The following is a 24,740-nucleotide window of genomic DNA, read 5'->3' as shown; positions in this document are numbered from 1 at the left end:
CAGGGGTTATTGGGTGGCGGTGACGGGCTCGGGTTCTGCCGTCTCCGGGGCACCGCGTCCCGCGAGCCGTTCCCGCCAGGCGGCGAGTACCGCCGCGTCGGTGGGCGGGGTCGCCAGGGATACGACGACGTAGACGGCGAGCGAGGACAACAGGCCGTAGTAGACGGGCTGGTTGGCGAGGATGCCGTAGTGCCACATCAGGCCGATGACGGCGAGTCCGCCGACGACGACCGAGGCGAGGGCGCCGGGCGCCGTGCCCCGCTTCCACAGCAGTCCGCCGAGGATGGGGACGAGGAGTCCGCCGACGAGCAGGTTGTACGCGACGGTCAGCGCCTCGACCACGTTGTTGAGGGCGATGGCGATACAGATCACGCCGATGCCCATGATCAGGATGAAGACACGGTTCCCCTTCACCTCGTCGTGCGCCTCGCCGTCGTCGCGTTGGCCGCCGACCACGCCCCGCACCCGCGACCAGATGTCGTTGTTGGCGACGGTCGCGCAGGCGATCAGGGCGCCGGAGGACGTCGACATCACGGCGGCGAGCGCGGCGGCGAGCACCAATCCCCGTACGCCGATGGGGAGTTCGTCCTTGACGATGGTCGCGAAGGCGTCGTCCGCGTTGGCGAGGTTCGGGTAGAGCACCTTGGCCGCGGTGCCGATGACGGCGCCGGCCAGCGCGTACACCAGGCAGTAGGTGCCCGCGACGGTGCCGCCCCAGCGGGCCGTGCGGTCGTTGCGTGCGGTGAACACGCGCTGCCAGATGTCCTGACCGATGAGCATGCCGAACGTATAGATCAGGACATAGGTGAAGATCGTCTCGCCGCCGATGCCCAGCGGGTCGAAGTACTCGGTGGGCAGCTTGGCCTTCATCTCGCTGAAGCCGCCCGCCTTGACGACGGCGATGGGCAGCAGGAGCAGCAGCACGCCGATCGTCTTGACGACGAACTGCACCATGTCGGTCAGCGTGATCGACCACATGCCGCCGAGCGTCGAGTAGGCCACGACGATGGAGCCGCCGAGGATGATCGACAGGGTGCGGTTCATGTCGAAGAGGACATCGAAGATCGTGGCGTACGCGATGGTCGAGGTGACGGCGAGCATCAGCGTGTACGCCCACATCACGACACCGGAGATCACGCCGGCCCGGCCGCCGTAGCGCAGGTCGAGCATCTCGGAGACCGTGTACACCTTCAGTCGGGCGATACGGGCCGAGAAGAACACGGACAGGGCGAGCAGGCCGAGTCCGATGGTGAAGACCATCCAGGCGCCGGAGAGTCCGTACTTGTAGCCGAGGCCGACGCCGCCGATGGTGGACGCGCCGCCCAGGACGATGGCGGCCATGGTGCCGGAGTACATGGTCGGGCCGAGCCTGCGGCCCGCGACGAGGAACTCGCTCTTGGACTTGGCGCGGCGCATGCCCCACCAGCCCATCGCCAGCATGCCGGCCAGGTAGATGACGATCACTGTGTAATCGACGGCCATGTGGCCCTCCTTCGCGCACCTCGGTGGCGTGTCGTGTGGGGGAGGTCGGGGACGATCGGTGACCCGGGGACATCCGCCCGTACCCGTGTCATCGACGGGGACGACGATAGGTGGCCGGAAAGCAACGCTGAAGTGTACGTTTCATCCATTCATACCGAACGGAATGGAGGGATCGTCCACCGTGCCGGACTCCGCCGCCCCACCGCCCACTCCCCCGGTCCCGCTGGCCGCGCTGCTGGCCCGGGAGGATCTCGGGCTGCGCCAGATCGCGGGGCCGCCGGCCGGGACGACGACGATCCTGTGGGCGCACACCTCGGAGATGTCCGACCCGTATCCGTATCTCCTGGGCGGCGAGCTGCTGTTGACGGCCGGGGTGCACGCGTCCGAGGCGGCGGGCACCGGGGCCTACTACGACGACTACGTGGCCCGGGTCGTCGAGGCGGGCGGCGCCGCGCTCGGCTTCGGGGTGGCGCCGGTGCACGACACGGTGCCGCGAGCGCTGGTCGCGGCGTGCGAGCGGTACGGGCTGCCGTTGGTCGAGGTGCCGCCGCGCACCACGTTCAGCGCGGTGACGCGGGCCGTGTGGGCGATCATGGCGCAGATCCGGCACACGGAGCTGCGCCGCGTCACGGAGGCCCAGCAGGGCCTCGCCTCCGCCGCCGCCCGGCCCGACCCGGTCCCCGCCGTCCTCCGACAGCTCGCCCAGCGCGTCGGCGGCTGGACGGCCCTCCTCGGCCCGGACGGCACGGCGGTGCGGACGGCGGGTACGGAGCCGGGCGCCGCGGTACGGAACGCGGTCGCGGATCTCGTACGGGTGGTGTCCCGGCCGGGGTCCGGGGCACCGGCGCCCACGTCGGCGACGGACACCGTCGGGGGCGCGCCGCTCGCGGTGTACGCGCTCGGGGGCGGCCAGGGATTCGCGCTGGGGGTGGCCGGCGGCCGACGGGACCCCGGTGACCACACGGTCACGGGTGTCGCGGTCGTCCTGTTGTCGTTGTTGACCGGGGAGCATCAGGGGGCCGCGCAGGCCGGGCGTTCGGCGGCGCTGCTGCGACTGCTGCTCGGGGCCGAGCCGCACCAGGTGGTTCCGCTGCTCGGCGCCGAGACGTGGACCGTCGTGCACGGGCACCGGGCTTCGGGCCCGGCGGACGCGGTGGCCGCCACCGCCCTCGGCACCGCGCTCGGCTCCCCGCTCGTGGACGCGGGGCCCGATGCGGTACGGGTACTGGTACCGGCCGACCGGGAGATCACCGCGCAGCCCGGCTGGAGCCTCGGCGCGAGCGCGTCCGCCGCCGCGCCGGATCTCGCGACCGCCGACGCGCAGGCCGCGCGGGCGCTGGTACGGGCCCTGGCCACCCGGACACCGCTCACCCGGCACCGCCCCGCCGACAGCGGCCTGGCGTCGCTGATCCCGGCGACGGAAGCGGAGGCGCACGCCCGAGCCCTGCTGGCTCCCCTGGCGGAGAACCCGGCCCTGCTGTCGACGTTGCACACCTGGCTCTCGCTGCACGGCAGTTGGGACCGCACGGCCGTCGCCCTCGGCATCCACCGCAACACGGTCCGCCAACGCATCGCCCGCTGCGGCACCCTCCTCACCCAGAACCTGGACGACCCGGACACCAGAATGGAACTCTGGTTCGCCCTCCGCCGAATCCTGTAGGGGGGAGGGGGAGGAAGGGGCCGGCGCCGCCGGGTGTCTCTTCCCGCCACTTCGCGCGGCGCCGGGCTGAGGGACTCAACCCGTGGCCGTGACGGACTCGTCCAACAGCCCCGCCGCGTCCAGCAGATACGCCGTCATCGGGTCGTAGTACCGGGGGCTCGTGACATGGTCGTCGAGGGGAACCGTCACCTGAAGGGTGCCCTCCGCCTCGCCGAGGAACAGCGCCGGGTCGTTGGAGTCCGCGTACCCCACCGAGTCCAGACCGCGCTGCCCCGCGCACCCCGCCCAGCCGTGGTCCGCGACGACCAGGTCCGGCAGCGGACGGCCCTCGCGCGCGAGCCCGTCGAGGATCGCGGTCATCGGCGCGGGCGAATGCGTGTGCCACAGCGTGGCGCCGCGCTCCAGCACGGCGACATCGGCGAACTGGAAGACAAGGCCCTCGTCGGCGTGCAGATGGTCCGGGATCACCACGATCTCGCAGCCCGCCGCCCGCAGCGCCGCGGCCGTCGCCCGGTGCACATCGAGGAGCCCGCCCGGGTGCCCGGTCGCGAAGAGAACGCTTTCCCGCCCCGCCGCCGCCTTCCGCAGCCGCCCCGCCATCCGCTCCAGCCCGTCCACGGTCAGCTCGGGATCGATGGTGTCCTGACCGAACCGGTACTCCGGGTCGTCGTTGACACCGCAGCGCTCGGCCATCACGGCGAGCACGTCCTGCTCGTCGTTCCAGCGGTCGCCGAGTTCCAGGCCGAGCCAGTAGTGACGGTCGCCGTTCGCGAGTTTGCGGTAGTGGGAAAGGTTGTTCTCGCGAGGCGTGGCCACATCCCCCGCGATACGCGTGCGGACGAGATGGTCGACAAGGGCGGCGCGGCTGGGTGTCCCGGATATCGGCATGGGTCCCATTGTGCCGTCGGCCCCCGTACACGGAGGCTCCGTCCCGAACGCTGGGACACGCGTCACGCCCCGTCCACCCACCGCCGGCCCCCAACGCGAGTGGAGACTTTTTGCCCACCCGTACGGCGTCCACCTGTGCATATGCGATCCCCGATACGGAAAAGTCCCCAAAGGTAGTTCAATGAAACGATGGAAGCCATGAAGTTCCTTCTCGAAGTCGATCTGGACGGCATGGCATCCGACGGGGAGCGCGCCCGCGAGCTGGGGCGCGTCCTGCGGTACTGGGCCGGGAACGTCCGCCACTACGACCTGGAGCCCGGCGACGGCTCCCCGGTGTACGACTCCGGGTACCGCGAGGTCGGCCACTGGACCGTCGTGACCGCGGATTCCCCGGCGGATCCCATGGCGGACTCCCCGGCAAAAGCCCCGCTCAGCGGGGAATCCGGACCACGCCCTCCTGAATCACCGTGACCGCCAACTGCCCGTCCCGCGTGTAGATACGGGCCTGGCCGAGCCCCCGCCCCGCAGACGCGGACGGCGACTCCTGGTCGTACAGGAGCCATTCGTCGGCGCGGAAGGGCCGGTGGAACCACATCGCGTGGTCGAGGGACGCGCCGACCACGTCCCCGACCGCCCATCCCCCGCGCCCGTGCGCGAGGAGCACCGAGTCGAGGAGGGTCATGTCGGAGACATAGGTGGCGAGGCAGACATGCAGCAGGGGTTGGTCGATGGCGCCGTGGAGCTTGCCGTTGGTGCGGAACCAGACCTGCGACCGGGGCTCACGCGGCTGCCCGACGCTGGCGTACGGGGGCGCGTCGACGTACCGCAGGTCCACGGCCTGGGCCGCGTCGAGCAGTCGGCGCAGCACATCGGGGTCGAGGACGTCGGAGTACCGGGGCAGCAGTTCCTCGGCCGTGGGAAGCGTCTCCGGGTCCGGTGCCTGCGGCATCGGGGCCTGGTGCTCCAGGCCCTCCTCGTACGTCTGGAAGGACGCCGAGAGATGGAAGATCGGCTGGCCGTGCTGGACGGCGACGACGCGGCGCGTGGTGAAGGAGCGGCCGTCGCGGATCCGGTCGACGGTGTAGACGATGGGCGCCCCGGGGTCGCCCATGCGCAGGAAGTACGCGTGCAGGGAGTGGGCCGCGCGGTCGCCCGGGACTGTGCGGCCCGCGGCGACCAGGGCCTGTGCGGCGACCTGGCCACCGAAGACGCGGGGGATGACGGCGGAGCGTGACCGCCCGCGGAAGATGTCCTCATCGATCTGCTCCAGGTCGAGCAGATCGATGAGGGACTCAAATGACTGATGCATACAACGAGTGTGCCTGTGGTGTGTCGGTGAGGTGTTGCGCGTGCGTTGCGCGCGGCCTACAGGCCCATGTCCTTCGCGATGATCATCTTCATGACCTCGCTGGTGCCGCCGTAGATACGGTTGACACGGTTGTCGGCGTAGAGGCGGGCGATGGGGTACTCGTTCATGTAGCCGTACCCGCCGTGCAGTTGGAGGCACTTGTCGATGACGCGGTGGGCGACCTCGGTGCAGAACAGCTTGGCGCTCGCGGCCTCGGCGGCGGTCAGCTCGCCCCGGTCGTGGGCTTCCAGAGCGCGGTCCGAGACCGCTTCCGCCGCGTCGACCTCGGCCTTGCAGGCGGCCAGTTCGAACTTGGTGTTCTGGAAGGACGCGACGGTCTTGCCGAAGACGGTGCGCTCCTCGACGTACCGCTGGGCGAAGCGGACGGCGGCGGCTGCCTGCGCGTAGGCGCCGACAGCGATGCCGAGGCGCTCCTGCGGGAGGTTCTGGCCGAGGTAGGAGAAGCCCTTGTTCTCGTCGCCGAGGAGGTCCTCGACGGGGACCTTGACGTCCGTGAAGGACAGTTCGGCGGTGTCGGAGGTCTTCAGGCCCAGCTTGTCGAGCTTGCGGCCGACCGCGTAGCCCTCGGTCCTGGTGTCGACGACGAAGAGTGAGATGCCGTGCCGGCGGTCCTCGGGCGTGGGCGGCGCGGTGCGGGCGCAGACGATGACGCGGTCGGCGTGGACGCCGCCGGTGATGAAGGTCTTGGCGCCGTTCAGTACGTAATGCGTGCCGTCGTCGGAGAGCTTGGCGGTGGTCTTCATACCGGCGAGGTCGGAGCCGGTGCCGGGCTCGGTCATCGCGATGGCGTACATGCTGCGCCCGGTGACGAAGTCGGGCAGCCAGCGCTTCTTCTGCTCATCGGTGGCATACGCCTTGAGGTACGGCAGGCAGAGGGCGACATGGACGCCTGAGCCGCCGAAGGACACGCCCGCGCGGGCGGTCTCCTCGGAGACGATCGCCTGGAACTTGAAGGACTCCTCGCCCGCGCCGCCATACTCCTCGGGCACCTCTATGCCGAAGATGCCCAGCTCACCGAGTTGGTGGTAGAAGTCGCGTGGCGCCTGTCCCGCCGCGTACCACTCGTCGTAGACGGGGACGACCTCGGCCTCGATGAAGGCGCGGATGGTCTCCCGGAACGCCTCGTGGTCCTCGTTGTAAACAGTTCGGCGCACGGGGTTCTCCTTCTGGGAGGCGGGGTCCCGGGACTGGGCGTGGGCGTGGGCATGGCTCGACTAAGCGCTTGCTCAGGCCCAGGTTACCCGTCAGTCACCGTAGCCGTCCAGAGAGAGCCGCGTCACTGGGTAAACGCTTACGCCCCCTCTCACGTGCCCGCCGCGTCGAAGGCGCCCCGGGCCAGCCGGTGCAGCAGGCTCGCCATCGCCGTGCGGCCGGGCAGGGAGCCGGGGCGGCCGATGTGCGGGGTCGAGTTGAGCAGGCCGAAGACCGCGTGCACGGTGGCGCGGGCCTCCGGTTCGGAGAGCCGGTCGTACCGGTCACGGACGACGGTGACCCACAGTTCTACGTACTGGCGCTGGAGCTGGCGCACCAGCTTGCGGTCGCTGTCCCGGAGGCGGTCCAGCTCGCGGTCGTGCAGGGTGATGAGGGGCCGGTCGTCGAGCGCGAAGTCGATATGGCCCTCGATGAGCGAGTCGAGCAGCGCGTCGGGGCGCCCGTCGGACTCCTGGACGCGCCGCTTGCCCCCGGTGAGGAGCTGTCCGCTGATGCCGACGAGCAACTCGGCGAGCATCGCGTCCTTGCCGGCGAAATGCCGGTACAGACCGGGTCCGCTGATGCCGACCGCGGCCCCTATCTCGTCCACGCCGACACCATGGAAGCCCCGCTCGGCGAAGAGCCGCGCGGCCTCCTTGAGGATCTGCTCACGGCGGGTCTGTGCGTCGGTTCTCGTGACCATGGCAGCAATTCTAGACAGGGCGGTTAGCGGTCGTTAACCTGGAGGACATACGTTAACGCTCATTAACCATGCTCATGAACCATGGGGGCTCGATGCAAGAGGCACCGGTGCTGGGGACGGCGGCCGATCCCGCGTCCGAAGCGTTTCGGGCCAACGAGGCGGCGCACCGCGCCCTGGGCGACGAGCTGCGGGCGCGTCTCGCGCGCGTGCGGCTCGGCGGCGGTGAGCGGGCCCGTGCACGGCACACCGCGCGCGGGAAGCTGCTGCCGCGCGACCGCGTGGACACCCTCCTCGACCCCGGTTCGCCCTTCCTCGAACTGGCACCGCTGGCGGCCGAGGGGCTGTACGGCGGGGACGCCCCGGCGGCCGGGGTGATCGCCGGGATCGGCCGGGTCTCGGGCCGCGAGTGCGTGATCGTCGCGAATGACGCGACGGTCAAAGGCGGCACGTATTACCCGATGACCGTGAAGAAGCACCTGCGCGCGCAGGAGGTGGCCCTGGAGAACCGCCTGCCGTGCGTGTATCTCGTGGACTCGGGCGGCGCCTTCCTGCCGATGCAGGACGAGGTGTTCCCGGACCGGGACCACTTCGGGCGGATCTTCTACCACCAGGCCCGGATGTCCGGCGCCGGCATCCCGCAGATCGCGGCGGTCCTCGGGTCGTGCACGGCGGGCGGGGCGTATGTCCCGGCGATGAGCGACGAGGCGGTGATCGTGCGCGGTCAGGGCACGATCTTCCTCGGCGGCCCGCCCCTGGTGAAGGCGGCGACCGGCGAGGTCGTGACGGCCGAGGAACTGGGCGGCGGCGAGCTGCACTCCCGGGTCTCCGGGGTCACCGACCACCTCGCGGAGGACGACGCGCACGCGCTGCGGATCGTCCGCACCATCGTGTCGACCCTCCCCGCGCGCGGGGAGCTGCCCTGGGCGGTGCGCCCGGTGGAGGAGCCGAAGGCGGATCCCTACGGGCTGTACGGCGCGGTGCCGGTGGACTCGCGTACCCCCTATGACGTGCGGGAGGTCATCGCGCGCGTGGTGGACGGTTCCCGGTTCGCCGAGTTCAAGGCCGAGTTCGGGCAGACCCTGGTGACCGGCTTCGCGTGGATCCACGGGCATCCGGTGGGCATCGTCGCGAACAACGGCATCCTGTTCTCCGAGTCGGCCCAGAAGGGCGCCCACTTCATCGAGCTGTGCGACCAGCGCGGTATCCCGCTGGTGTTCCTCCAGAACATCTCGGGCTTCATGGTCGGCAGGGACTATGAGGCGGGGGGCATCGCCAAACACGGCGCCAAGATGGTGACGGCGGTCGCCTGCACGCGCGTGCCGAAGCTGACGGTGGTGGTCGGCGGGTCGTACGGAGCGGGCAACTACTCGATGTGCGGCCGGGCGTATTCGCCGCGCTTCCTGTGGATGTGGCCGAACGCCAAGATCTCCGTGATGGGCGGCGAGCAGGCCGCGTCCGTCCTCGCGACCGTCAAGCGCGACCAGGCGGAGGCCCGTGGCGAGGACTGGCCCGCCGAGGACGAAGAAGCCTTCAAGGCCCCGATCCGCGCGCAGTACGAGACCCAGGGCAACGCCTACTACGCGACCGCGCGCCTCTGGGACGACGGCGTGATCGACCCCCTGGAGACCCGCCAGGTCCTCGGCCTGGCCCTGACCGCATGTGCCAACGCCCCGCTGCCGCCCCGCGGCGACGGCTTCGGCGTCTTCCGGATGTGAGGGTGGGAATGGACGACGTGGTAGAGCCAGAGGTGCAGTCGGTGGTGAAGCCAGAGGTGCAGTCGGTGGTGAAGCCAGAGGTGCGGCCGGAGATGCGGCCGGACGGGACGCCCCGCGCGGACGGGGCACTGTTCGACACGGTCCTCGTGGCCAACCGGGGCGAGATTGCCGTACGCGTCATGCGCACCCTGCGCGCGCTGGGGATTCGGTCGGTGGCCGTCTTCAGTGACGCCGACGCCGACGCTCGGCATGTGCGTGAGGCGGATGAGGCGGTGCGGATCGGGCCCGCGCCCGCCGCCGAGAGCTATCTGTCCATGGACCGGTTGCTGGAGGCGGCCCGCCGTATGGGCGCGCAGGCGATCCACCCGGGGTACGGCTTCCTCGCGGAGAACGCCGCCTTCGCGCGCGCGTGCGCCGACGCCGGGCTCGTCTTCATCGGACCGTCCGCCGACGCCATCTCCCTGATGGGCGACAAGATCCGCGCCAAGGAGACGGTCCGGGCGGCCGGCGTCCCGGTGGTCCCCGGATCGTCGGGCAGCGGCCTGACGGACCGTCAACTCATCGACGCGGCCCGCGAGATCGGGATGCCGGTCCTTCTGAAGCCGTCGGCGGGCGGCGGCGGCAAGGGCATGCGTCTGGTCCGGGACGAGGCCCTGCTCGGCGACGAGATCGCGGCGGCCCGGCGTGAGGCGCGCGCCTCGTTCGGCGACGACACGCTGCTCGTGGAGCGGTGGATCGACCGCCCCCGGCACATCGAGATCCAGGTACTAGCGGACACGCACGGGCGGGTGATCCACCTCGGGGAGCGCGAGTGCTCGCTCCAGCGGCGCCACCAGAAGGTCATCGAGGAGGCGCCCAGCGTGCTGCTCGACGCGGCCACGCGCGCGGCGATGGGCGAGGCGGCCGTCCAGGCGGCCCGCTCCTGCGGGTACGTGGGCGCGGGCACCGTCGAGTTCATCGTCCCGGGCGGCGACCCGTCGGCGTACTACTTCATGGAGATGAACACCCGCCTCCAGGTGGAGCACCCGGTGACCGAGCTGGTGACCGGCATCGACCTGGTGGAGTGGCAACTCCGGGTCGCCGCCGGGGAACGCCTGCCGTACGCGCAGGAGGACGTCCGGCTCACCGGGCACGCGGTGGAGGCCCGTATCTGCGCCGAGACGGTGTCCTTCCGCGAGGGCGCGCGCGGATTCCTGCCGTCCGGCGGCACGGTGCTCGCGCTGGACGAACCGCACGGCGACGGTGTGCGCACCGACTCGGGGCTGAGCCTGGGCACCGAGGTCGGCAGCCTGTACGACCCGATGCTCTCGAAGGTCATCGCGTACGGCCCCGACCGGGCCACCGCCCTGCGCAGGCTGCGCGCCGCGCTCGCGCGGACGGTCACCCTGGGCGTACCGACCAACGCGGGCTTCCTGCGCCGCCTGCTCGCCCACCCGGACGTCGTCGCGGGCGCGCTGGACACCGGGCTGGTCGAGCGGGAGGCCGAGGGACTGGTCCCGGACACGGTCCCCGACGAGGTGTACGAGGCGGCGGCGGCCGTACGGCTCGCCGAGCTGGAACCCGCGCGCGACGGCGGCTGGACGGACCCCTTCGACCTGCCGAGCGGCTGGCGGCTGGGCGGTACGCCGGCCCCGGTCGCCTTCCCCCTGCGCATTCCGGGCCACGACCCGGTCACGTACCGCGCGCGCGGTGAGGCCACCGTCACCGCCGACTCCGTGTCGGTCACCCTCGACGGTGCCCGGCACACCTTCCGGCGCGCGGGCGACTGGCTGGGCCGCGACGGCGACGCCTGGCAGGTGCGGGACCACGACCCGGTGGCCGCGTCGCTGACGGGCGGCGCGCACGCGGGCGCCGACTCCCTGACGGCGCCGATGCCGGGCACGGTCACGGTCGTGAAGGTCGCGGTGGGCGATGAAGTCACCGCCGGCCAGAGCCTGTTGGTGGTCGAGGCGATGAAGATGGAGCACGTCGTGTCGGCGCCGCACGCGGGCACGGTCACCGAGTTGGACGTCAGCCCCGGGGCGACGGTCGCGATGGACCAGGTACTCGCCGTGATCGAACCCCACGAAACCCCTGCCGACGCCCTCACCGGCACCCCCGAGGAGGAGACGGCATGACGACCCCCGAACCGGCCCCCGAACGTGCCCCCGAAGTGAACGCCGAACCGGCCCCCGGCCTCCCCATGGAGGTCCCCACCCAGGACCTCCCGCCGCGCGTCCGCATCCACGAGGTGGGCGCCCGGGACGGGCTGCAGAACGAGAAGGCGACCGTCCCGACCGAGGTGAAGGCGGAGTTCATCCACCGGCTCGCGGACGCGGGCCTGACCACCATCGAGGCGACCAGCTTCGTACGCCCCGACCGGGTGCCCCAACTCGCCGACGCGGAAGCCCTCTTCCCGCTGGTCCGCGACTTGCGCGACGAGCGGGGCGTGGCCCTGCCCGTCCTGGTGCCCAACGCGCGCGGTCTGGACCGGGCCCTCGCCCTTGGCGCCCGCCGGGTCGCCGTCTTCGCGAGCGCCACGGAGTCCTTCGCGCGGGCCAACCTCAACCGCACCGTGGACGAGTCCCTGGCGATGTTCGAGCCGGTGGTCGCGCGGGCGAAGAGCGGCGACGCGGGCAAGGTCCATGTCCGCGGCTATCTGTCGATGTGCTTCGGCGACCCCTGGGAGGGCGCGGTGCCCATCGCGCGCGTCGTCCACGTCTGCAAGGCGCTGCTCGACATGGGCTGCGACGAACTCAGCCTGGGCGACACGATCGGCGTCGCCACACCGGGCCATGTCCAAGCCCTGCTCGCGGAGTTGAACGAGGAGGGCGTCCACACCGACCGGATCGGCGTCCACTTCCACGACACCTACGGGCAGGCGCTCGCCAACACGCTGGCCGCGCTGCAACACGGCGTGACCACCGTCGACGCCTCCGCCGGCGGCCTCGGCGGCTGCCCCTTCGCCAAGTCCGCCACCGGAAACCTCGCCACCGAGGACCTCGTGTGGATGCTCAACGGCCTCGGTATCGAGACCGGCGTCGACCTCGGCCGTCTCACCGCCACCAGCGCGTGGATGGCCGGCCACCTGGGACGGCCCAGCCCGTCCCGCACCGTCCGGGCCCTCGTCGGGGCGACCACGGACCCGTCACCCAAGGAGTCCTGACCATGTCGATCGACCACCGGCTCTCCCCGGAGCACGAAGAACTGCGGCGCACCGTCGAGGAGTTCGCGCACGATGTCGTCGCGCCGAAGATCGGCGACTTCTACGAGCGGCACGAGTTCCCGTACGAGATCGTGCGGGAGATGGGCCGTATGGGGCTGTTCGGCCTGCCGTTCCCGGAGGAGTACGGCGGGATGGGCGGCGACTATCTGGCGCTCGGTATCGCCCTGGAGGAGTTGGCGCGGGTCGACTCGTCCGTGGCGATCACCCTGGAGGCGGGCGTGTCGCTCGGCGCGATGCCGCTGCATCTCTACGGCACCGAGGAGCAGAAGCGGGAGTGGCTGCCCCGGCTGTGCACGGGCGAGATCCTGGGCGCGTTCGGCCTGACGGAACCGGACGGCGGCTCCGACGCGGGCGCGACCCGCACGACCGCGCGCCTGGACGAGGCGACGGGCGAGTGGGTGATCAACGGCACCAAGTGCTTCATCACCAACTCCGGTACGGACATCACCGGGTTGGTGACGGTGACGGCGGTGACGGGCCGCAAGGACGACGGCAGCCCCCGGATCTCCTCGATCATCGTCCCGTCCGGCACCCCGGGGTTCACGGTGGCGGCGCCGTACTCGAAGGTCGGCTGGAACGCGTCGGACACCCGTGAGCTGTCCTTCGCGGATGTGCGCGTACCGGCGGCGAACCTGCTGGGCGACGAGGGGCGTGGGTTCGCGCAGTTCCTCCGCATCCTGGACGAGGGCCGCATCGCGATCTCGGCGCTGGCGACCGGGCTCGCGCAGGGCTGTGTGGACGAGTCGGTGAAGTACGCGCGCGAACGGCACGCGTTCGGCCGGAACATCGGGTCGTACCAGGCGATCCAGTTCAAGATCGCGGACATGGAGATGAAGGCGCACACGGCCCGTCTCGCGTGGCGCGACGCGGCGTCCCGGCTGGTGACGGGCGAGCCGTTCAAGAAGGAGGCGGCGCTCGCGAAGCTGTACTCGTCGACGGTGGCGGTGGACAACGCCCGCGAGGCGACCCAGATCCACGGCGGCTACGGCTTCATGAACGAGTACCCGGTGGCCCGGATGTGGCGGGACTCGAAGATCCTGGAGATCGGCGAGGGCACGAGCGAGGTCCAGCGGATGCTGATCGCCCGCGAACTGGGGCTTGTGGGCTGACTCATGGGCCGGCCCATCGGCTGATTCATGGGCGAGGAGCGGTGGCGGTACGGGTCCCCCTGGCCCGACGAGGTGAGGTTAGGCTAACCTTCCTTCGTCGCGTTCCGGCGGGACCCCTGTCCAGGTCCTGCCGGCCGAGCCCCCACGACTCTCCAGGAGTCCTCATGACGACTGCCGTAGCCGCCCCGTTCCGGTTCTTCTCCCTCCAGGTCGTCCGGACGAGGCGGCTCGGTCCTTCGATGGTCCGGATCACCTTCGGGGGACGGGAGTTGGACGGCTTCGACTCCGGCGGGCGTGACCAGAGCGTCTCGCTGTTCCTGCCGCACCCGGGGCAGGACGAGCCGGTCGTCCCCCTCGAAGCGGGCGACAACTGGTGGCACGCCTGGCGTGAACTCCCCGCCTGCGTACGGGCGGTGATGCGGTCCTACACCATCCGCGAACAGCGCCGTGACCCCGAGGGCGCGGGCGAGATCGACATCGACTTCGCACTCCACGGCACCGACACACCGGACAGCGCCCCCTCAAGCAGCGCCGCCTCAAGCACCGCACCCGCAGGCCCCGCAGGCCCCGCCTCCCGCTGGGCCGCCACCGTCTCCCCCGGCGCCCGCGTTCTCGTCCTCGGCCCGGCGGTCGCCGACAACACCGCCGTACGATTCCGGCCGCCGACCGAGGACCCCGATCTGGTGGTCCTGTGGGCCGACGAGACGGCACTGCCCGCCGCAGCCGCGATCCTGGAGTGGCTGCCGGAGGGCACCCGCGCCCGCGTCTGGCTGGAGGTCGCGCACTCCGGTGACCGCCAGGACCTGCGGACCCGCGCCGACGCCGAGATCACCTGGCTGGTGCGGGACGAGGGTGCCCCCAGCGGCCCCGACGCGGTACGGGCCGCTGGGCTCCCGCCCGCCGAACGGCCGTACGCCTGGATCGCCGGGGAGTCCGGCTGCGTGAAGGCGCTGCGTCGGCATCTCGTACGGGAGCGCGGGATCGACCGGCGGCAGGTCACGTTCGTCGGGTACTGGCGGCGCGGCTTCTCGGAGGAGCAGGTGCGCGCGGCGGCCGAGACGGACACCGGCGCCGAGGAGTGACCTGAGGGACCGTGCGGGGTGATTCTCGTCCCGCGCCGGTCCAAACCCCTGCGCGAGTGGCGCTGCGCACAGTGACCGCATGCCATCCCAGACGTAACTTAGGTTAGGCTAACCTAAATAGAGCTGATCGCGGCTCGAAGCCTTCGCGTCCCCTTCCTTCCCCCGCACGGAGGACCCCCCATGCGCTCGCACCTGCTCAATGACACGACCGCGGACCGGTATCGCCGTTCCGTGACCGAGGGAATCGAGCGGGTGGCGGACCGACTCGCCACCACCGCACGGCCGTTCACCGGAGTGACGGTCGACGCCCTGACGCCGCGCCTGGCCGCCGTCGACCTGGACCGCCCCCTCCTCGACACGACCGCCGCCCTGGACGAGCTGGAAGAGGTCTACCTCCGCGACGCCGTCTACTTCCACCACCCCCGCTATCTCGCCCATCTCAACTGCCCGGTCGTCATCCCGGCCGTGCTCGGTGAGGCCGTCCTGTCCGCCGTCAACTCATCGCTCGACACCTGGGACCAGTCGGCGGGCGGCACCCTGATCGAGCGCAAGCTCATCGACTGGACCACCGAGCGCATCGGCCTGGGACCGGTCGCCGACGGCGTGTTCACCAGCGGCGGCACCCAGTCCAACCTCCAGGCGCTCCTCCTGGCCCGCGAGGAGTCCAAGGTCGACAGCTTCGCCAAACTGCGGATCTTCGCCTCCGAGGCCGGCCACTTCAGCGTGCAGAAGTCGGCGAAACTGCTCGGCCTGAACCCCGACGCCGTGGTCCCCATACCGTGCGACCACGAGAAGCGCATGCAAACCCTCGCGCTGGCTCGGGAGTTGGCACGCTGCTCCCGGGACGGTCTGGTCCCGATGGCCGTCGTCGCCACGGCCGGGACCACCGACTTCGGCTCCATCGACCCGCTCCCCGAGATCGCCGAACTCTGCGCCCAGTACGGCACCTGGCTGCACGTCGACGCCGCGTACGGCTGCGGACTGCTGGTGTCCCGCCGCAACCGGCATCTGCTCGACGGCATCGAACGCGCCGACTCGGTCACCGTCGACTACCACAAGTCCTTCTTCCAGCCGGTGAGTTCGAGCGCGATCCTGGTCCGGGACGCCGCCACGCTGCGGCACGCCACGTACCACGCCGAATACCTCAACCCGCGCCGCATGGTGCACGAGCGCATCCCCAACCAGGTCGACAAGTCCCTCCAGACCACCCGCCGTTTCGACGCGCTCAAGCTGTGGATGACGCTGCGCGTGATGGGCGCCGACGGCATCGGGGAACTGTTCGACGAGGTGTGCGACCTGGCCGCCGACGGCTGGCGGCTGCTGGCGGCCGACCCGCGCTACGACGTCGTGGTGAAGCCGACTCTGTCCACGCTCGTCTTCCGCTACATCCCGGCCGCGGTCACCGACCCGGCCCACATCGACCGCGCCAACCTGTATGCCCGCAAAGCCCTGTTCGCCTCCGGAGACGCGGTCGTCGCGGGCACCAAGGTGGGCGGCCGGCACTTCCTGAAGTTCACCCTGCTCAACCCCGAGACGACCACCGCCGACATCGCGGCCGTCCTCGATCTGATCGCCGGCCACGCCGAGCAGTACCTGGGAGAAGACCTTGACCGCGCCGTCTGACCACACCGGCACCGGAGCCACCCCCATGGACACCCCCGTGGATGCCTTCGTGGACGCCGACTTCATAGGCATCGGCCTCGGCCCCTTCAACCTCGGCCTCGCCTGCCTCACCGAACCGATCACCGAGCTGAACGGTGTCTTCCTGGAGTCCAAGCCGGACTTCGAATGGCACGCGGGCATGTTCCTGGAGGGCGCCCACCTCCAGACACCGTTCCTCTCCGACCTGGTCACCCTCGCCGACCCGACATCCCCGTACTCCTTCCTCAGCTATCTGAAGGAGTCCGGGCGGCTGTACTCGTTCTACATCCGCGAGAACTTCTATCCGCTGCGCACCGAGTACAACGACTACTGCCGCTGGGCCGCGTCGAAACTCTCCAGCATCCGCTTCCGCACCACGGTCACGGAGGTGACGTACGACGCGTCCGACGGCCGGTACACCGTGCGCACCGACGGCGGCACCGCGTACCGCTCGGCGCGGCTGGTCCTCGGGACCGGTACCCCGCCGTACGTTCCCGAGGCGTGCGAGGGTCTGGGCGGGGACTTCGTGCACAACTCCCGTTATCTGCAGGCCAAGCCGGACCTTCAGCGCAAGGAGTCGATCACGCTGGTCGGCAGCGGCCAGTCCGCCGCCGAGATCTACTACGACCTGCTGGGCGAGATCGACGTCCACGGCTACCGGCTCAACTGGGTCACCCGCTCCCCCCGCTTCTTCCCGCTGGAGTACACCAAGCTCACCCTGGAGATGACCTCGCCGGAGTACGTGGACTACTTCCACACGCTCCCCGAGGAGACCCGCTACCGCCTGGAGTCCCAGCAGAAGAGCCTCTTCAAGGGCATCGACGGCGACTTGATCAACGCCATCTTCGATCTTCTCTACCAGAAGAACCTCAGCGGCCCGATCCCCACCCGACTGCTCACCAACTCGGCCCTGCGCACGGCGACTTATGACGAAGGCACGTACACCCTCGGGCTGTGCCAGGAGGAGCAGGGCAAGGACTTCGAGATCCGTACCGAGGGCCTGATCCTGGCGACCGGCTACCGCTACCGCACCCCGGACTTCCTGGCCCCGGTGCACGACCGCATCCGCTGGGACGGACAGGGCCGCTTCGACATCAGCCGCACCTACGCCATCGACACGACGGGCCGCGGAATCTTCCTCCAGAACGCGGGCACCCACACCCACTCGATCACCTCACCCGACCTGGGCATGGGCGCGTACCGCAACAGTGTCCTGATCAGAGAACTGCTGGGCACCGAGTACTACCCCGTCGAAAAGACCATCGCGTACCAGGAGTTCGCCGCATGAGCACCACCCCCACACGCCCCGACGTGACCGCGGGCGGCTTCGCCGTACGCCCGCTCGACCCCGTGGCCGACGCCTCGCTGGTGCATGCCTGGGTCACGCATCCCAAGGCCGCGTTCTGGATGATGCAGGACGCCCGGCTCCAGGACGTCGAGCGCGCGTACATGGCCATCGCCGCGGGCGAGCACCAGGGCGCGTTCATCGGCCTGTACGAGGGTCGGCCCGCGTTCCTCATGGAGCGGTACGACCCGGCGTACGTCGAGCTGGTGGGCCTGTACGAGCCGGAGCCCGGTGATGTCGGGATGCACTTCCTGGTCGCCGCGACGGACACGCCCCTGCACGGGTTCACGCGGGCCGTGATCACCGCCGTGATGGCGTTCCTGTTCGAGGACCCGGCGACCCGGCGGGTCGTCGTGGAACCCGACGTCCGCAACACCGCCGTGCACGCGCTGAACGCGGCCGTCGGCTTCGTACCGGAGCGTGAGTTGGAGAAGCCGGAGAAGCGGGCGCTGCTGAGCTTCTGCACCCGGGAGCAGTTCGAGGCGGCCCGTGGGGTGACGGCATGACCCCGACCTCGTCCCCGACCCCGACCTCGTCCGCGGCCGACTCCGTCGCCCATCTCACCCCCGACCGCTGGGCGGCGGCCACCCGGCACCTCCTGTGCAAGGCGCTCTCCGAGTTCACGCACGAGCGGCTGATCGCACCCGAGCCGCTGATCGCACCCGAGGGCACCAAGGTCGACGGCCACTACCGCGTCCCCACCGACGACGGCTCCGTCGACTACCGCTTCACCGCGCGGCGCCTCGCCCTCGACCACTGGCACATCGACCCCGCGTCGATCACCCGCCACCGCACCGCCGACTCCACCGAACTCCCCCTGGCGGCACTGGACTTCTTCATCGAGCTGCGTGGCGCGCTCGGCCTGAGCGACGAGATCCTGCCGGTGTATCTGGAAGAGATCTCGTCCACGCTCGCCGGCACCTGCTACAAGCTCCGCGCGCCGGACGTGCCGGCGGCCGACCTCGCGCGGGCGGACTTCCAGGCCATCGAGACGGGCATGACCGAGGGCCACCCCTGTTTCGTCGCCAACAACGGCCGGCTCGGCTTCGGCGTGCACGAGTATCTGGCGTACGCGCCGGAGACCGCGCGGCCCGTGCGGCTGCTGTGGCTCGCCGCGCGCCGCGACCGTGCGGCCTTCACGGCGGGCGCCGGAATCGAGTACGGGCCGTTCCTGCGCGCGGAGTTGGGCGAGGAGACGCTGTCCCGGTTCGACGGGCTGCTGCGGGAGCGGGACCTCGATCCGGCGGACTATCTGCTGATGCCGGTACACCCCTGGCAGTGGTGGAACAAGCTCTCCGTCAGCTTCGCCGCCGAGGTCGCGCAGAACCGTCTCGTGGTGCTCGGCGAGGGCGAGGACGCCTATCTGGCCCAGCAGTCGATCCGTACCTTCTTCAACACGAGCGACCCGGCCAGGCACTACGTCAAAACGGCGCTGTCCGTCCTCAACATGGGCTTCATGCGCGGGCTTTCGGCGGCGTACATGGAGGCGACCCCGGCGATCAACGACTGGCTGGCGGGACTGATCGAGCGGGACGAGGTACTGCGCTCCACCGGCCTGACGATCATCAGGGAGCGGGCCGCCGTCGGATACCGGCATCTGGAGTACGAGGCCGCGACCGACCGGTACTCGCCGTACCGCAAGATGCTCGCCGCGCTGTGGCGCGAGAGTCCCGTGCCGTCGCTCCGGGACGGTGAGCGGCTCGCCACGATGGCGTCACTGCTGCACACCGACCGCGCCGGCCGGTCGCTGGCCGCCGCCCTGATCACCGGCTCGGGCCTCCCTCCGGTGGAGTGGCTGCGCCGCTATCTGCGGGCCTACCTCACCCCGCTGCTGCACAGCTTCTACGCCTATGACCTGGTGTTCATGCCGCACGGCGAGAATGTGATCCTGGTCCTGGACGAGGCCGGCGCGGTGAGCCGGGCGGTGTTCAAGGACATCGCCGAGGAGATCGCGGTGATGGACCCGGACGCGGTGCTGCCGCCCGCCGTGGAGCGCGTCCGGGTGGAGGTCCCCGACGACAAGAAACTCCTGTCGATCTTCACGGACGTCTTCGACTGCTTCTTCCGCTTCCTGTCCGCGCAGCTCGCCGTGGCGGGCGTCATGACCGAGGAGACGTTCTGGCGGACCGTCGCCCGATGCGTGAGCGACTACCAGGACGCGCGGCCTGAACTCGCCGACAGATTCAAGCAGTACGACCTTTTCGCGCCGGAGTTCGAGCTGTCCTGCCTCAACCGACTGCAACTGCGCGACAACCGGCAGATGGTCGACCTCGCCGACCCCTCCGGGGCGCTCCAGTTCGCGGGAACGCTGACCAATCCCCTTGCCCGGTTCGCCGGCTGAGCGCTCCGTTGGCAGTCTGGTGCGAAGACTGCGGGCGGTCGGTGGCTGGTCGCGCCCGCGCGGCGGAGCCGCAGATGTCACAGCCCCGCGCCCCTGAAGGGGCGCTTCCCTCCAGACCGGCGGGTGCCCCGGCACACGGTCCCGTGCCGGGGCGTCCGTCTCACAACTCTTCGCAGGGACCGGTCAGTTGGAGGGCCAGGGCACCTGTGGGGAGCGGTAGTAGCCGATGCCGAGGGCGTCCCAGCGCGGGGCCTGCGCCGCGAGCCGGACCTTGTAGGTGTCCCAGTCGTGCGTGGCAGCGGGTGACCAGCCCAGTTCGGCGATTCCGGGCAGCCTCGGGAACGCCATCACGTCGATGTCGGCCGAGGTCACCAGCGTCTCGGACCACAGGGGCGCCTCGACGCCGAGGATCGACTCGGCGGGCGCGCCCGCGAGATACGTGCCCGGGTCCCAGTCGTAGGACCGCTTCACCTCGACCAGCCCGGCCCAGGACAGGCCGAGCGGGGTGTCCTTGGTGTACTTCATGTCGAGATAGCTGCGGTCTGCCGGGGACAGCACCAGTTTCGTGCCGTTCTTCGCGGCGTCGGCGACCTGCTTCCGCTCGGCGGCGCCCGTCGCGTCGTACCCCCAGTACTGGGCGACCGCTCCCTCGGCGGGAGTCGCGCCCGTCAACTGGTGCCAGCCCATGACCGACTTGCCGTACTTCGCGACGAGGGGCTGCACCTTGTTCATGAAGGTGACGTAGTCCGCGTGGCTCGTGGAGTGCGCCTCGTCGCCGCCGATGTGGATGGTCCCGCCCGGGGTGAGCGCGGCCAGTTCCCGCAGCACGTCGTCCACGAAGTCGTAGGTGATCTGCTTCGGGACGCACAGGGAGCTGAAGCCGACGCTGGTGCCCGTGTAGAGCGGGGGTGCGACACCGTCGCAGTTGAGGTCGGCGTAGGAGGCGAGGGCGGAGTTGGTGTGGCCCGGCATGTCGATCTCCGGGACGACCTGAAGATAGCGCGAGGTGGCGTAGCGGACGATCTCCTTGTACTGGGCCTTGGTGTAGTACCCGCCCGCGCCGCCGCCGACCTGTGTGGAGCCGCCGTAGGTGGCCAGGCGCGGCCAGGAGTCGATCGCGATCCGCCAGCCCTGGTCGTCGGAGAGATGCAGATGCAGCTTGTTGACCTTGTAGAGGGCGAGTTCGTCGATGTACCGCTTGACCTGGTCGACGGTGAAGAAGTGCCGGGACACATCGAGCATGGCGCCCCGGTAGGCGTAGCGCGGGGTGTCCTCGACGGTGCCGCCCGCGATGAGCCAGGGGCCGGGCTGCCGGGTGTCCTTCTCGACGGCGGCGGGCAGCAGTTGACGGAGCGTCTGGACGCCGTGGAACAGTCCGGCGGGCCGCCGCGCGGTGATGGTGACGCCTCGGGAACCGCTGTCCAGGCGGTAGCCCTCGTCGCCGAGTTCCTTGTCCTTGGCGGTCAGCTTCAGCCGGATGGCGTTGCCCCCGCCGTGGTCGGTGACGGGCAGCCGGTACCCGGTGGACGGCCGCAGCACGTCCGCGAGATAGTCCCCGATCCGCCGTACGTCGCGTGAGCCGTCGTCCACGCGGATCGTGGTGCCGGGGGTGATGCGGTACGCGGATCCGCCGGCGTCGACGGACGCGGGCGCCGGGACCACCTGGCCGAGCGGGGTCGGGGTCGGGGCGGTTGCGGGCCGGGCGGGGGCGGCGCCGACGCAGGAGATGCCGACGGCGGCGACGAGCAGCAGCGAGCCGAACAACCGGGTCGCTCTGTGATGGGGGTTCACCAACGGTCCCTTCGACGAGGTTCGCGGTGCATGGTGTAGACCACTCTCCCCGTGATGCGAATGTCAGAATCCCCGTATGGCGGAAATCATCCAGCGGGACGGGACGTGGACGTTCGACGGCGAGGCCCTTCGGCTCGTGCCGGGGCGGGACAGGAAGGTCGGGCTGCTCCGGACGACGCTGGGCGAACTGGCCGTGCCGCTGGGCGCGTTGGCGGGCGTCGCCTTCGAGCAGGGCCGTAAGTCGGGGCGGCTCAGGCTGCGGTTGCGGGGCGGCGCGGATCCGCTGCTCCAGGTGACCGGCGGGCGCCTTGAGGACGCGTCCGACCCGTATCAGCTCGCGGTCGATCCGGACCGGTACGGGGTCGCCGAGTATCTGGTGGACGAGGTCCGCAACGCGCTGCTGCTCGACCAGGTGCCGGCGGGCCCGAGCGACCGTTACCTGCTGCCCGGCCCTCCGGTGCCGCTGTCGGTGTCGGCGGGGGACGCCACGGCGGGCTTCGACGGCGAGACGGTGCGTCTGGAGTGGAACTGGAAGACGGAGGAGGCCAAGTCGGCGGCCGGGCCGCGGTCGATCGCCCTGGAGGACATCACAGGCGTCGAGTGGCAGCCGTCCGCCGGGCTGGAGAACGGGTATCTCCGCTTCACCGTGCGGGGCACGACGGGAAAGGCCGCCCCGGCGAAGTACGACCCGCACGCGGTGGATCTCTGGGGCTTCAAGAAGGACCCCCTGATGGCGCTGGTCGCGGCGGCGGTCCAGGCCCGGCTCCCGCACCCCTCGGCGCCCGCGACCCCGGCGGAGCTGCCCGCGCCGCCGGTCGAGCGGTCCGCCATCGCGGCTGCGTCCGGGGCGGGGTCCGGGGCCGGGTCGCAGTCCGGGGCCGGGGCCGAGGACGACCATGACGCGCTGCTGCGGCGACTGCGCGAACTGGGTGAACTCCACCAATCGGGCATCCTCACGGACGAGGAGTTCACGGCGGCCAAGCAGGCGGTACTGAAAAGGCTGTGACCCGGGCCACCCGGGACGACCACTCACCCGCCCTTGTGCCCGATATCGGGCAGGAATCTTGCGAAAGTGCGAGCCGTGGCCCAGGATCGTCGGGTGCACGACGACCTTGTTGATCACCTGTCCCGCAGTACGCCGCTGAGCCGCGGCGAAGCCCTCCGGGTGATCCAGGACGTCCTGGCGTACTTCGACGAGACCACCGAGGAGTACGTCCGCCGCCGGCACCGGGAACTCCAGGGCCGGGGCCTGGTGAACGCGGAGATCTTCGAACGGATCGCGGCGGACCTGGCGTACCGCACGGTCGCCCCGCCCCAGCCCTCACTGAGGCAGCTGCGCCGCATCGTCTACGGCTGACGGTCACCCGAACAACCAAAGGAACACATATGTGCGGAATTGTCGGATACATCGGGCGTCGTGATGTGGCACCGCTCCTCCTTGAGGGGCTCCAGCGCCTGGAGTACCGGGGCTACGACTCGGCGGGCATCGTCGTCACCGGCCCGAAGGCGGCCGGTCTGAAGATGGTCAAGGCCAAGGGCCGGGTCCGTGACCTGGAGGCCAAGGTCCCCAAGCGGTTCGCCGGGACCACCGGTATCGCGCACACCCGCTGGGCCACCCACGGCGCCCCCTCCGACCTGAACGCACACCCCCATCTGGACGCCGAGGGCAAGGTCGCCGTCGTCCACAACGGCATCATCGACAACGCGTCGGACCTGCGCGCCAAGCTCACCGCCGACGGCGTCACCTTCCTCTCGGAGACCGACACCGAGGTCCTCACGCACCTCATCGCCCGCTCCGCCGAGAAGACCCTGGAGGAGAAGGTCCGCGCGGCCCTGCGCCTGGTCGAGGGCACGTACGGCATCGCCGTCGTGCACGCCGACTTCCCGGACCGGATCGTGGTCGCCCGCAACGGCTCCCCGGTCGTCCTCGGCATCGGCGAGAAGGAGATGTTCGTCGCGTCGGACGTCGCCGCGCTGGTCACCCACACCCGCCAGGTCGTCACCCTGGACGACGGCGAGATGGCGACGCTCAAGGCCGACGACTTCCGTACGTACACCACCGAGGGCACCCGGACGACCGCGTCCCCGACCACCGTCGAGTGGGCGGCCGAGTCGTACGACATGGGTGGCCACGACACGTATATGCACAAGGAGATCCACGAGCAGCCCGAGGCCGTGGACCGGGTGCTGCGCGGGCGGATCGACGACCGGTTCTCGACCGTGCACCTGGGCGGCCTCAACCTGGACGCCCGGGAGGCGCGGGCGGTGCGCCGGGTGAAAATCCTCGGCTGCGGCACCTCGTACCACGCGGGTCTGATCGGCGCCCAGATGATCGAGGAGCTGGCCCGTATCCCCGCCGACGCCGAGCCCGCGTCGGAGTTCCGGTACCGCAACCCGGTGGTCGACCCGGACACCCTGTACGTGGCCGTCTCGCAGTCCGGTGAGACATACGACGTGCTCGCGGCCGTGCAGGAGCTGAAGCGCAAGGGCGGGCGGGTGTTCGGCGTGGTGAACGTCGTCGGCTCGGCCATCGCCCGGGAGGCCGACGCGGGCGTGTATGTGCACGCGGGCCCCGAGGTCTGTGTCGTGTCGACCAAGTGCTTCACGAACACCACGGTCGCCTTCGCGCTGCTCGCGCTGCACCTGGGCCGGATCCGCGATCTGTCCGTGGCGGACGGCAAGCGGATCATCGCGGGGCTGCGCCGGCTGCCCGCGCAGATCACCGAGTGCCTCGACCAGGAGGCCGAGATCAAGAAGCTGGCGGAGCAGTACGCGGACGCCCGCTCGATGATGTTCATCGGCCGGGTACGCGGCTATCCGGTGGCACGTGAGGCGTCTTTGAAGCTCAAGGAGGTCTCGTACATCCACGCCGAGGCGTACCCCGCCTCGGAGTTGAAGCACGGGCCGCTCGCACTGATCGAGCCGGCGCTGCCCACGGTCGCGATCGTCCCGGACGACGACCTGTTGGAGAAGAACCGTGCCGCCCTGGAGGAGATCAAGGCCCGCAGCGGTCCGATCCTCGCGGTCGCGCACCAGGAGCAGGAGAAGGCCGACCACACGATCGTCGTCCCGAAGAACGAGGACGAGCTGGACCCGATCCTCATGGGGATCCCGCTTCAACTCCTCGCGTATCACACGGCGTTGGCGCTGGGCCGGGACATCGACAAGCCGCGGAACCTGGCGAAGTCGGTGACGGTGGAGTAGTGGAGTAGCGGAGC

At 70.5% G+C, this 24,740-nt stretch carries 20 protein-coding genes; 14 read left to right on the top strand and 6 right to left on the bottom strand.

The genetic code is table 11. The features are described from left to right. Positions 1-6: 6 nt before the first annotated feature. The gene (locus ACFVT5_RS04795; RefSeq protein WP_389881428.1) at positions 7-1,482 is read right to left on the bottom strand and encodes a sodium:solute symporter; all 1,476 of its coding nucleotides are present in this window, start codon (positions 1,480-1,482) and stop codon (positions 7-9) included. A 163-nt stretch (positions 1,483-1,645) separates the two neighbouring features. Here ACFVT5_RS04795 and ACFVT5_RS04790 point away from each other — a divergent pair, with 163 nt between their 5' ends. Next, positions 1,646-3,142, top strand: a complete 1,497-nt coding sequence (locus ACFVT5_RS04790) for a PucR family transcriptional regulator (protein WP_389881426.1) — start codon at positions 1,646-1,648, stop codon at positions 3,140-3,142. A gap of 75 nt (positions 3,143-3,217) precedes the next feature. Here the strand turns inward: ACFVT5_RS04790 and ACFVT5_RS04785 are convergent, their stop codons facing one another. Further along, a complete protein-coding gene (locus ACFVT5_RS04785) occupies positions 3,218-4,030 on the bottom strand; it encodes a phosphatase (protein ID WP_389881424.1) in 813 nt (270 codons plus the stop codon). A gap of 189 nt (positions 4,031-4,219) precedes the next feature. On the opposite strand from ACFVT5_RS04785, the gene ACFVT5_RS04780 reads away from it, so the two are divergent. Further along, positions 4,220-4,501, top strand: a complete 282-nt coding sequence (locus ACFVT5_RS04780; RefSeq protein ID WP_389881422.1) for a hypothetical protein — start codon at positions 4,220-4,222, stop codon at positions 4,499-4,501. On the opposite strand, the gene ACFVT5_RS04775 is transcribed toward ACFVT5_RS04780, so the two are convergent. The 3 genes from ACFVT5_RS04775 to ACFVT5_RS04765 all read right to left on the bottom strand — a co-directional run bounded on the left by ACFVT5_RS04775 (position 4,461) and on the right by ACFVT5_RS04765 (position 7,293). Continuing rightward, positions 4,461-5,339 carry an acyl-CoA thioesterase gene (locus tag ACFVT5_RS04775; RefSeq protein WP_389881421.1) on the bottom strand — a complete coding sequence of 293 codons (879 nt, stop codon included), beginning with the start codon at positions 5,337-5,339 and terminating at the stop codon, positions 4,461-4,463. The genes ACFVT5_RS04780 and ACFVT5_RS04775 overlap by 41 nt on opposite strands. A 56-nt stretch (positions 5,340-5,395) precedes the next feature. After that, positions 5,396-6,553, bottom strand: coding sequence for an acyl-CoA dehydrogenase family protein (locus tag ACFVT5_RS04770; RefSeq protein ID WP_389881419.1), 1,158 nt, complete (start codon positions 6,551-6,553; stop codon positions 5,396-5,398). A gap of 149 nt (positions 6,554-6,702) precedes the next feature. Next, positions 6,703-7,293, bottom strand: a complete 591-nt coding sequence (locus ACFVT5_RS04765) for a TetR/AcrR family transcriptional regulator (RefSeq protein WP_389881417.1) — start codon at positions 7,291-7,293, stop codon at positions 6,703-6,705. Positions 7,294-7,385: 92 nt separating this feature from the next. On the opposite strand from ACFVT5_RS04765, the gene ACFVT5_RS04760 reads away from it, so the two are divergent. The 9 genes from ACFVT5_RS04760 (at position 7,386) to ACFVT5_RS04720 (ending at position 19,731) form a co-directional block, all read left to right on the top strand. Beyond that, a complete protein-coding gene (locus tag ACFVT5_RS04760) occupies positions 7,386-9,008 on the top strand; it encodes a carboxyl transferase domain-containing protein (RefSeq protein ID WP_389881415.1) in 1,623 nt (540 codons plus the stop codon). A gap of 92 nt (positions 9,009-9,100) precedes the next feature. Continuing rightward, positions 9,101-11,125, top strand: coding sequence for an acetyl/propionyl/methylcrotonyl-CoA carboxylase subunit alpha (locus tag ACFVT5_RS04755; protein ID WP_389882074.1), 2,025 nt, complete (start codon positions 9,101-9,103; stop codon positions 11,123-11,125). A gap of 65 nt (positions 11,126-11,190) precedes the next feature. Further along, positions 11,191-12,153 carry a hydroxymethylglutaryl-CoA lyase gene (locus ACFVT5_RS04750; protein ID WP_389882072.1) on the top strand — a complete coding sequence of 321 codons (963 nt, stop codon included), beginning with the start codon at positions 11,191-11,193 and terminating at the stop codon, positions 12,151-12,153. A gap of 8 nt (positions 12,154-12,161) precedes the next feature. Continuing rightward, the gene (locus ACFVT5_RS04745) at positions 12,162-13,322 is read left to right on the top strand and encodes an acyl-CoA dehydrogenase family protein (protein ID WP_389882070.1); all 1,161 of its coding nucleotides are present in this window, start codon (positions 12,162-12,164) and stop codon (positions 13,320-13,322) included. A gap of 164 nt (positions 13,323-13,486) precedes the next feature. After that, complete coding sequence (locus tag ACFVT5_RS04740) at positions 13,487-14,404, top strand: siderophore-interacting protein (protein ID WP_389881414.1); 918 nt, start codon at positions 13,487-13,489, stop codon at positions 14,402-14,404. Positions 14,405-14,584: 180 nt separating this feature from the next. After that, entirely contained in the window at positions 14,585-16,027 is a 1,443-nt protein-coding gene (gene desA / locus ACFVT5_RS04735; RefSeq protein WP_389881412.1) for a lysine decarboxylase DesA, read from the top strand. A 25-nt stretch (positions 16,028-16,052) separates the two neighbouring features. Then, complete coding sequence (locus tag ACFVT5_RS04730; RefSeq protein ID WP_389882068.1) at positions 16,053-17,333, top strand: lysine N(6)-hydroxylase/L-ornithine N(5)-oxygenase family protein; 1,281 nt, start codon at positions 16,053-16,055, stop codon at positions 17,331-17,333. Further along, a complete protein-coding gene (locus tag ACFVT5_RS04725; RefSeq protein WP_389881410.1) occupies positions 17,330-17,896 on the top strand; it encodes a GNAT family N-acetyltransferase in 567 nt (188 codons plus the stop codon). The genes ACFVT5_RS04730 and ACFVT5_RS04725 overlap by 4 nt, the downstream gene beginning before the upstream one ends. After that, the gene (locus tag ACFVT5_RS04720; RefSeq protein ID WP_389881408.1) at positions 17,893-19,731 is read left to right on the top strand and encodes an IucA/IucC family protein; all 1,839 of its coding nucleotides are present in this window, start codon (positions 17,893-17,895) and stop codon (positions 19,729-19,731) included. Before ACFVT5_RS04725 ends, ACFVT5_RS04720 begins: the two co-directional genes overlap by 4 nt. Positions 19,732-19,914: 183 nt before the next feature. Here the strand turns inward: ACFVT5_RS04720 and ACFVT5_RS04715 are convergent, their stop codons facing one another. Then, positions 19,915-21,522 carry a beta-N-acetylhexosaminidase gene (locus tag ACFVT5_RS04715; protein WP_389881406.1) on the bottom strand — a complete coding sequence of 536 codons (1,608 nt, stop codon included), beginning with the start codon at positions 21,520-21,522 and terminating at the stop codon, positions 19,915-19,917. A 76-nt stretch (positions 21,523-21,598) separates the two neighbouring features. On the opposite strand from ACFVT5_RS04715, the gene ACFVT5_RS04710 reads away from it, so the two are divergent. The 3 genes from ACFVT5_RS04710 (at position 21,599) to glmS (ending at position 24,726) form a co-directional block, all read left to right on the top strand. Further along, positions 21,599-22,528 carry a DUF4429 domain-containing protein gene (locus ACFVT5_RS04710; RefSeq protein WP_389881405.1) on the top strand — a complete coding sequence of 310 codons (930 nt, stop codon included), beginning with the start codon at positions 21,599-21,601 and terminating at the stop codon, positions 22,526-22,528. A gap of 93 nt (positions 22,529-22,621) precedes the next feature. Further along, on the top strand, positions 22,622-22,879 hold the full coding sequence (locus ACFVT5_RS04705) for a hypothetical protein (protein ID WP_389882066.1): 258 nt from the start codon (positions 22,622-22,624) through the stop codon (positions 22,877-22,879). Between the two features lie 29 nt (positions 22,880-22,908). Further along, a complete protein-coding gene (gene glmS, locus ACFVT5_RS04700) occupies positions 22,909-24,726 on the top strand; it encodes a glutamine--fructose-6-phosphate transaminase (isomerizing) (RefSeq protein ID WP_389881403.1) in 1,818 nt (605 codons plus the stop codon). The last annotated feature ends 14 nt before the right edge of the window (positions 24,727-24,740 follow it).

The sequence above is a fragment of the Streptomyces sp. NPDC058001 genome (genome assembly GCF_042886315.1).
Taxonomy (GTDB): domain Bacteria; phylum Actinomycetota; class Actinomycetes; order Streptomycetales; family Streptomycetaceae; genus Streptomyces.
This window is presented reverse-complemented; position numbering and strand designations above follow the sequence as displayed.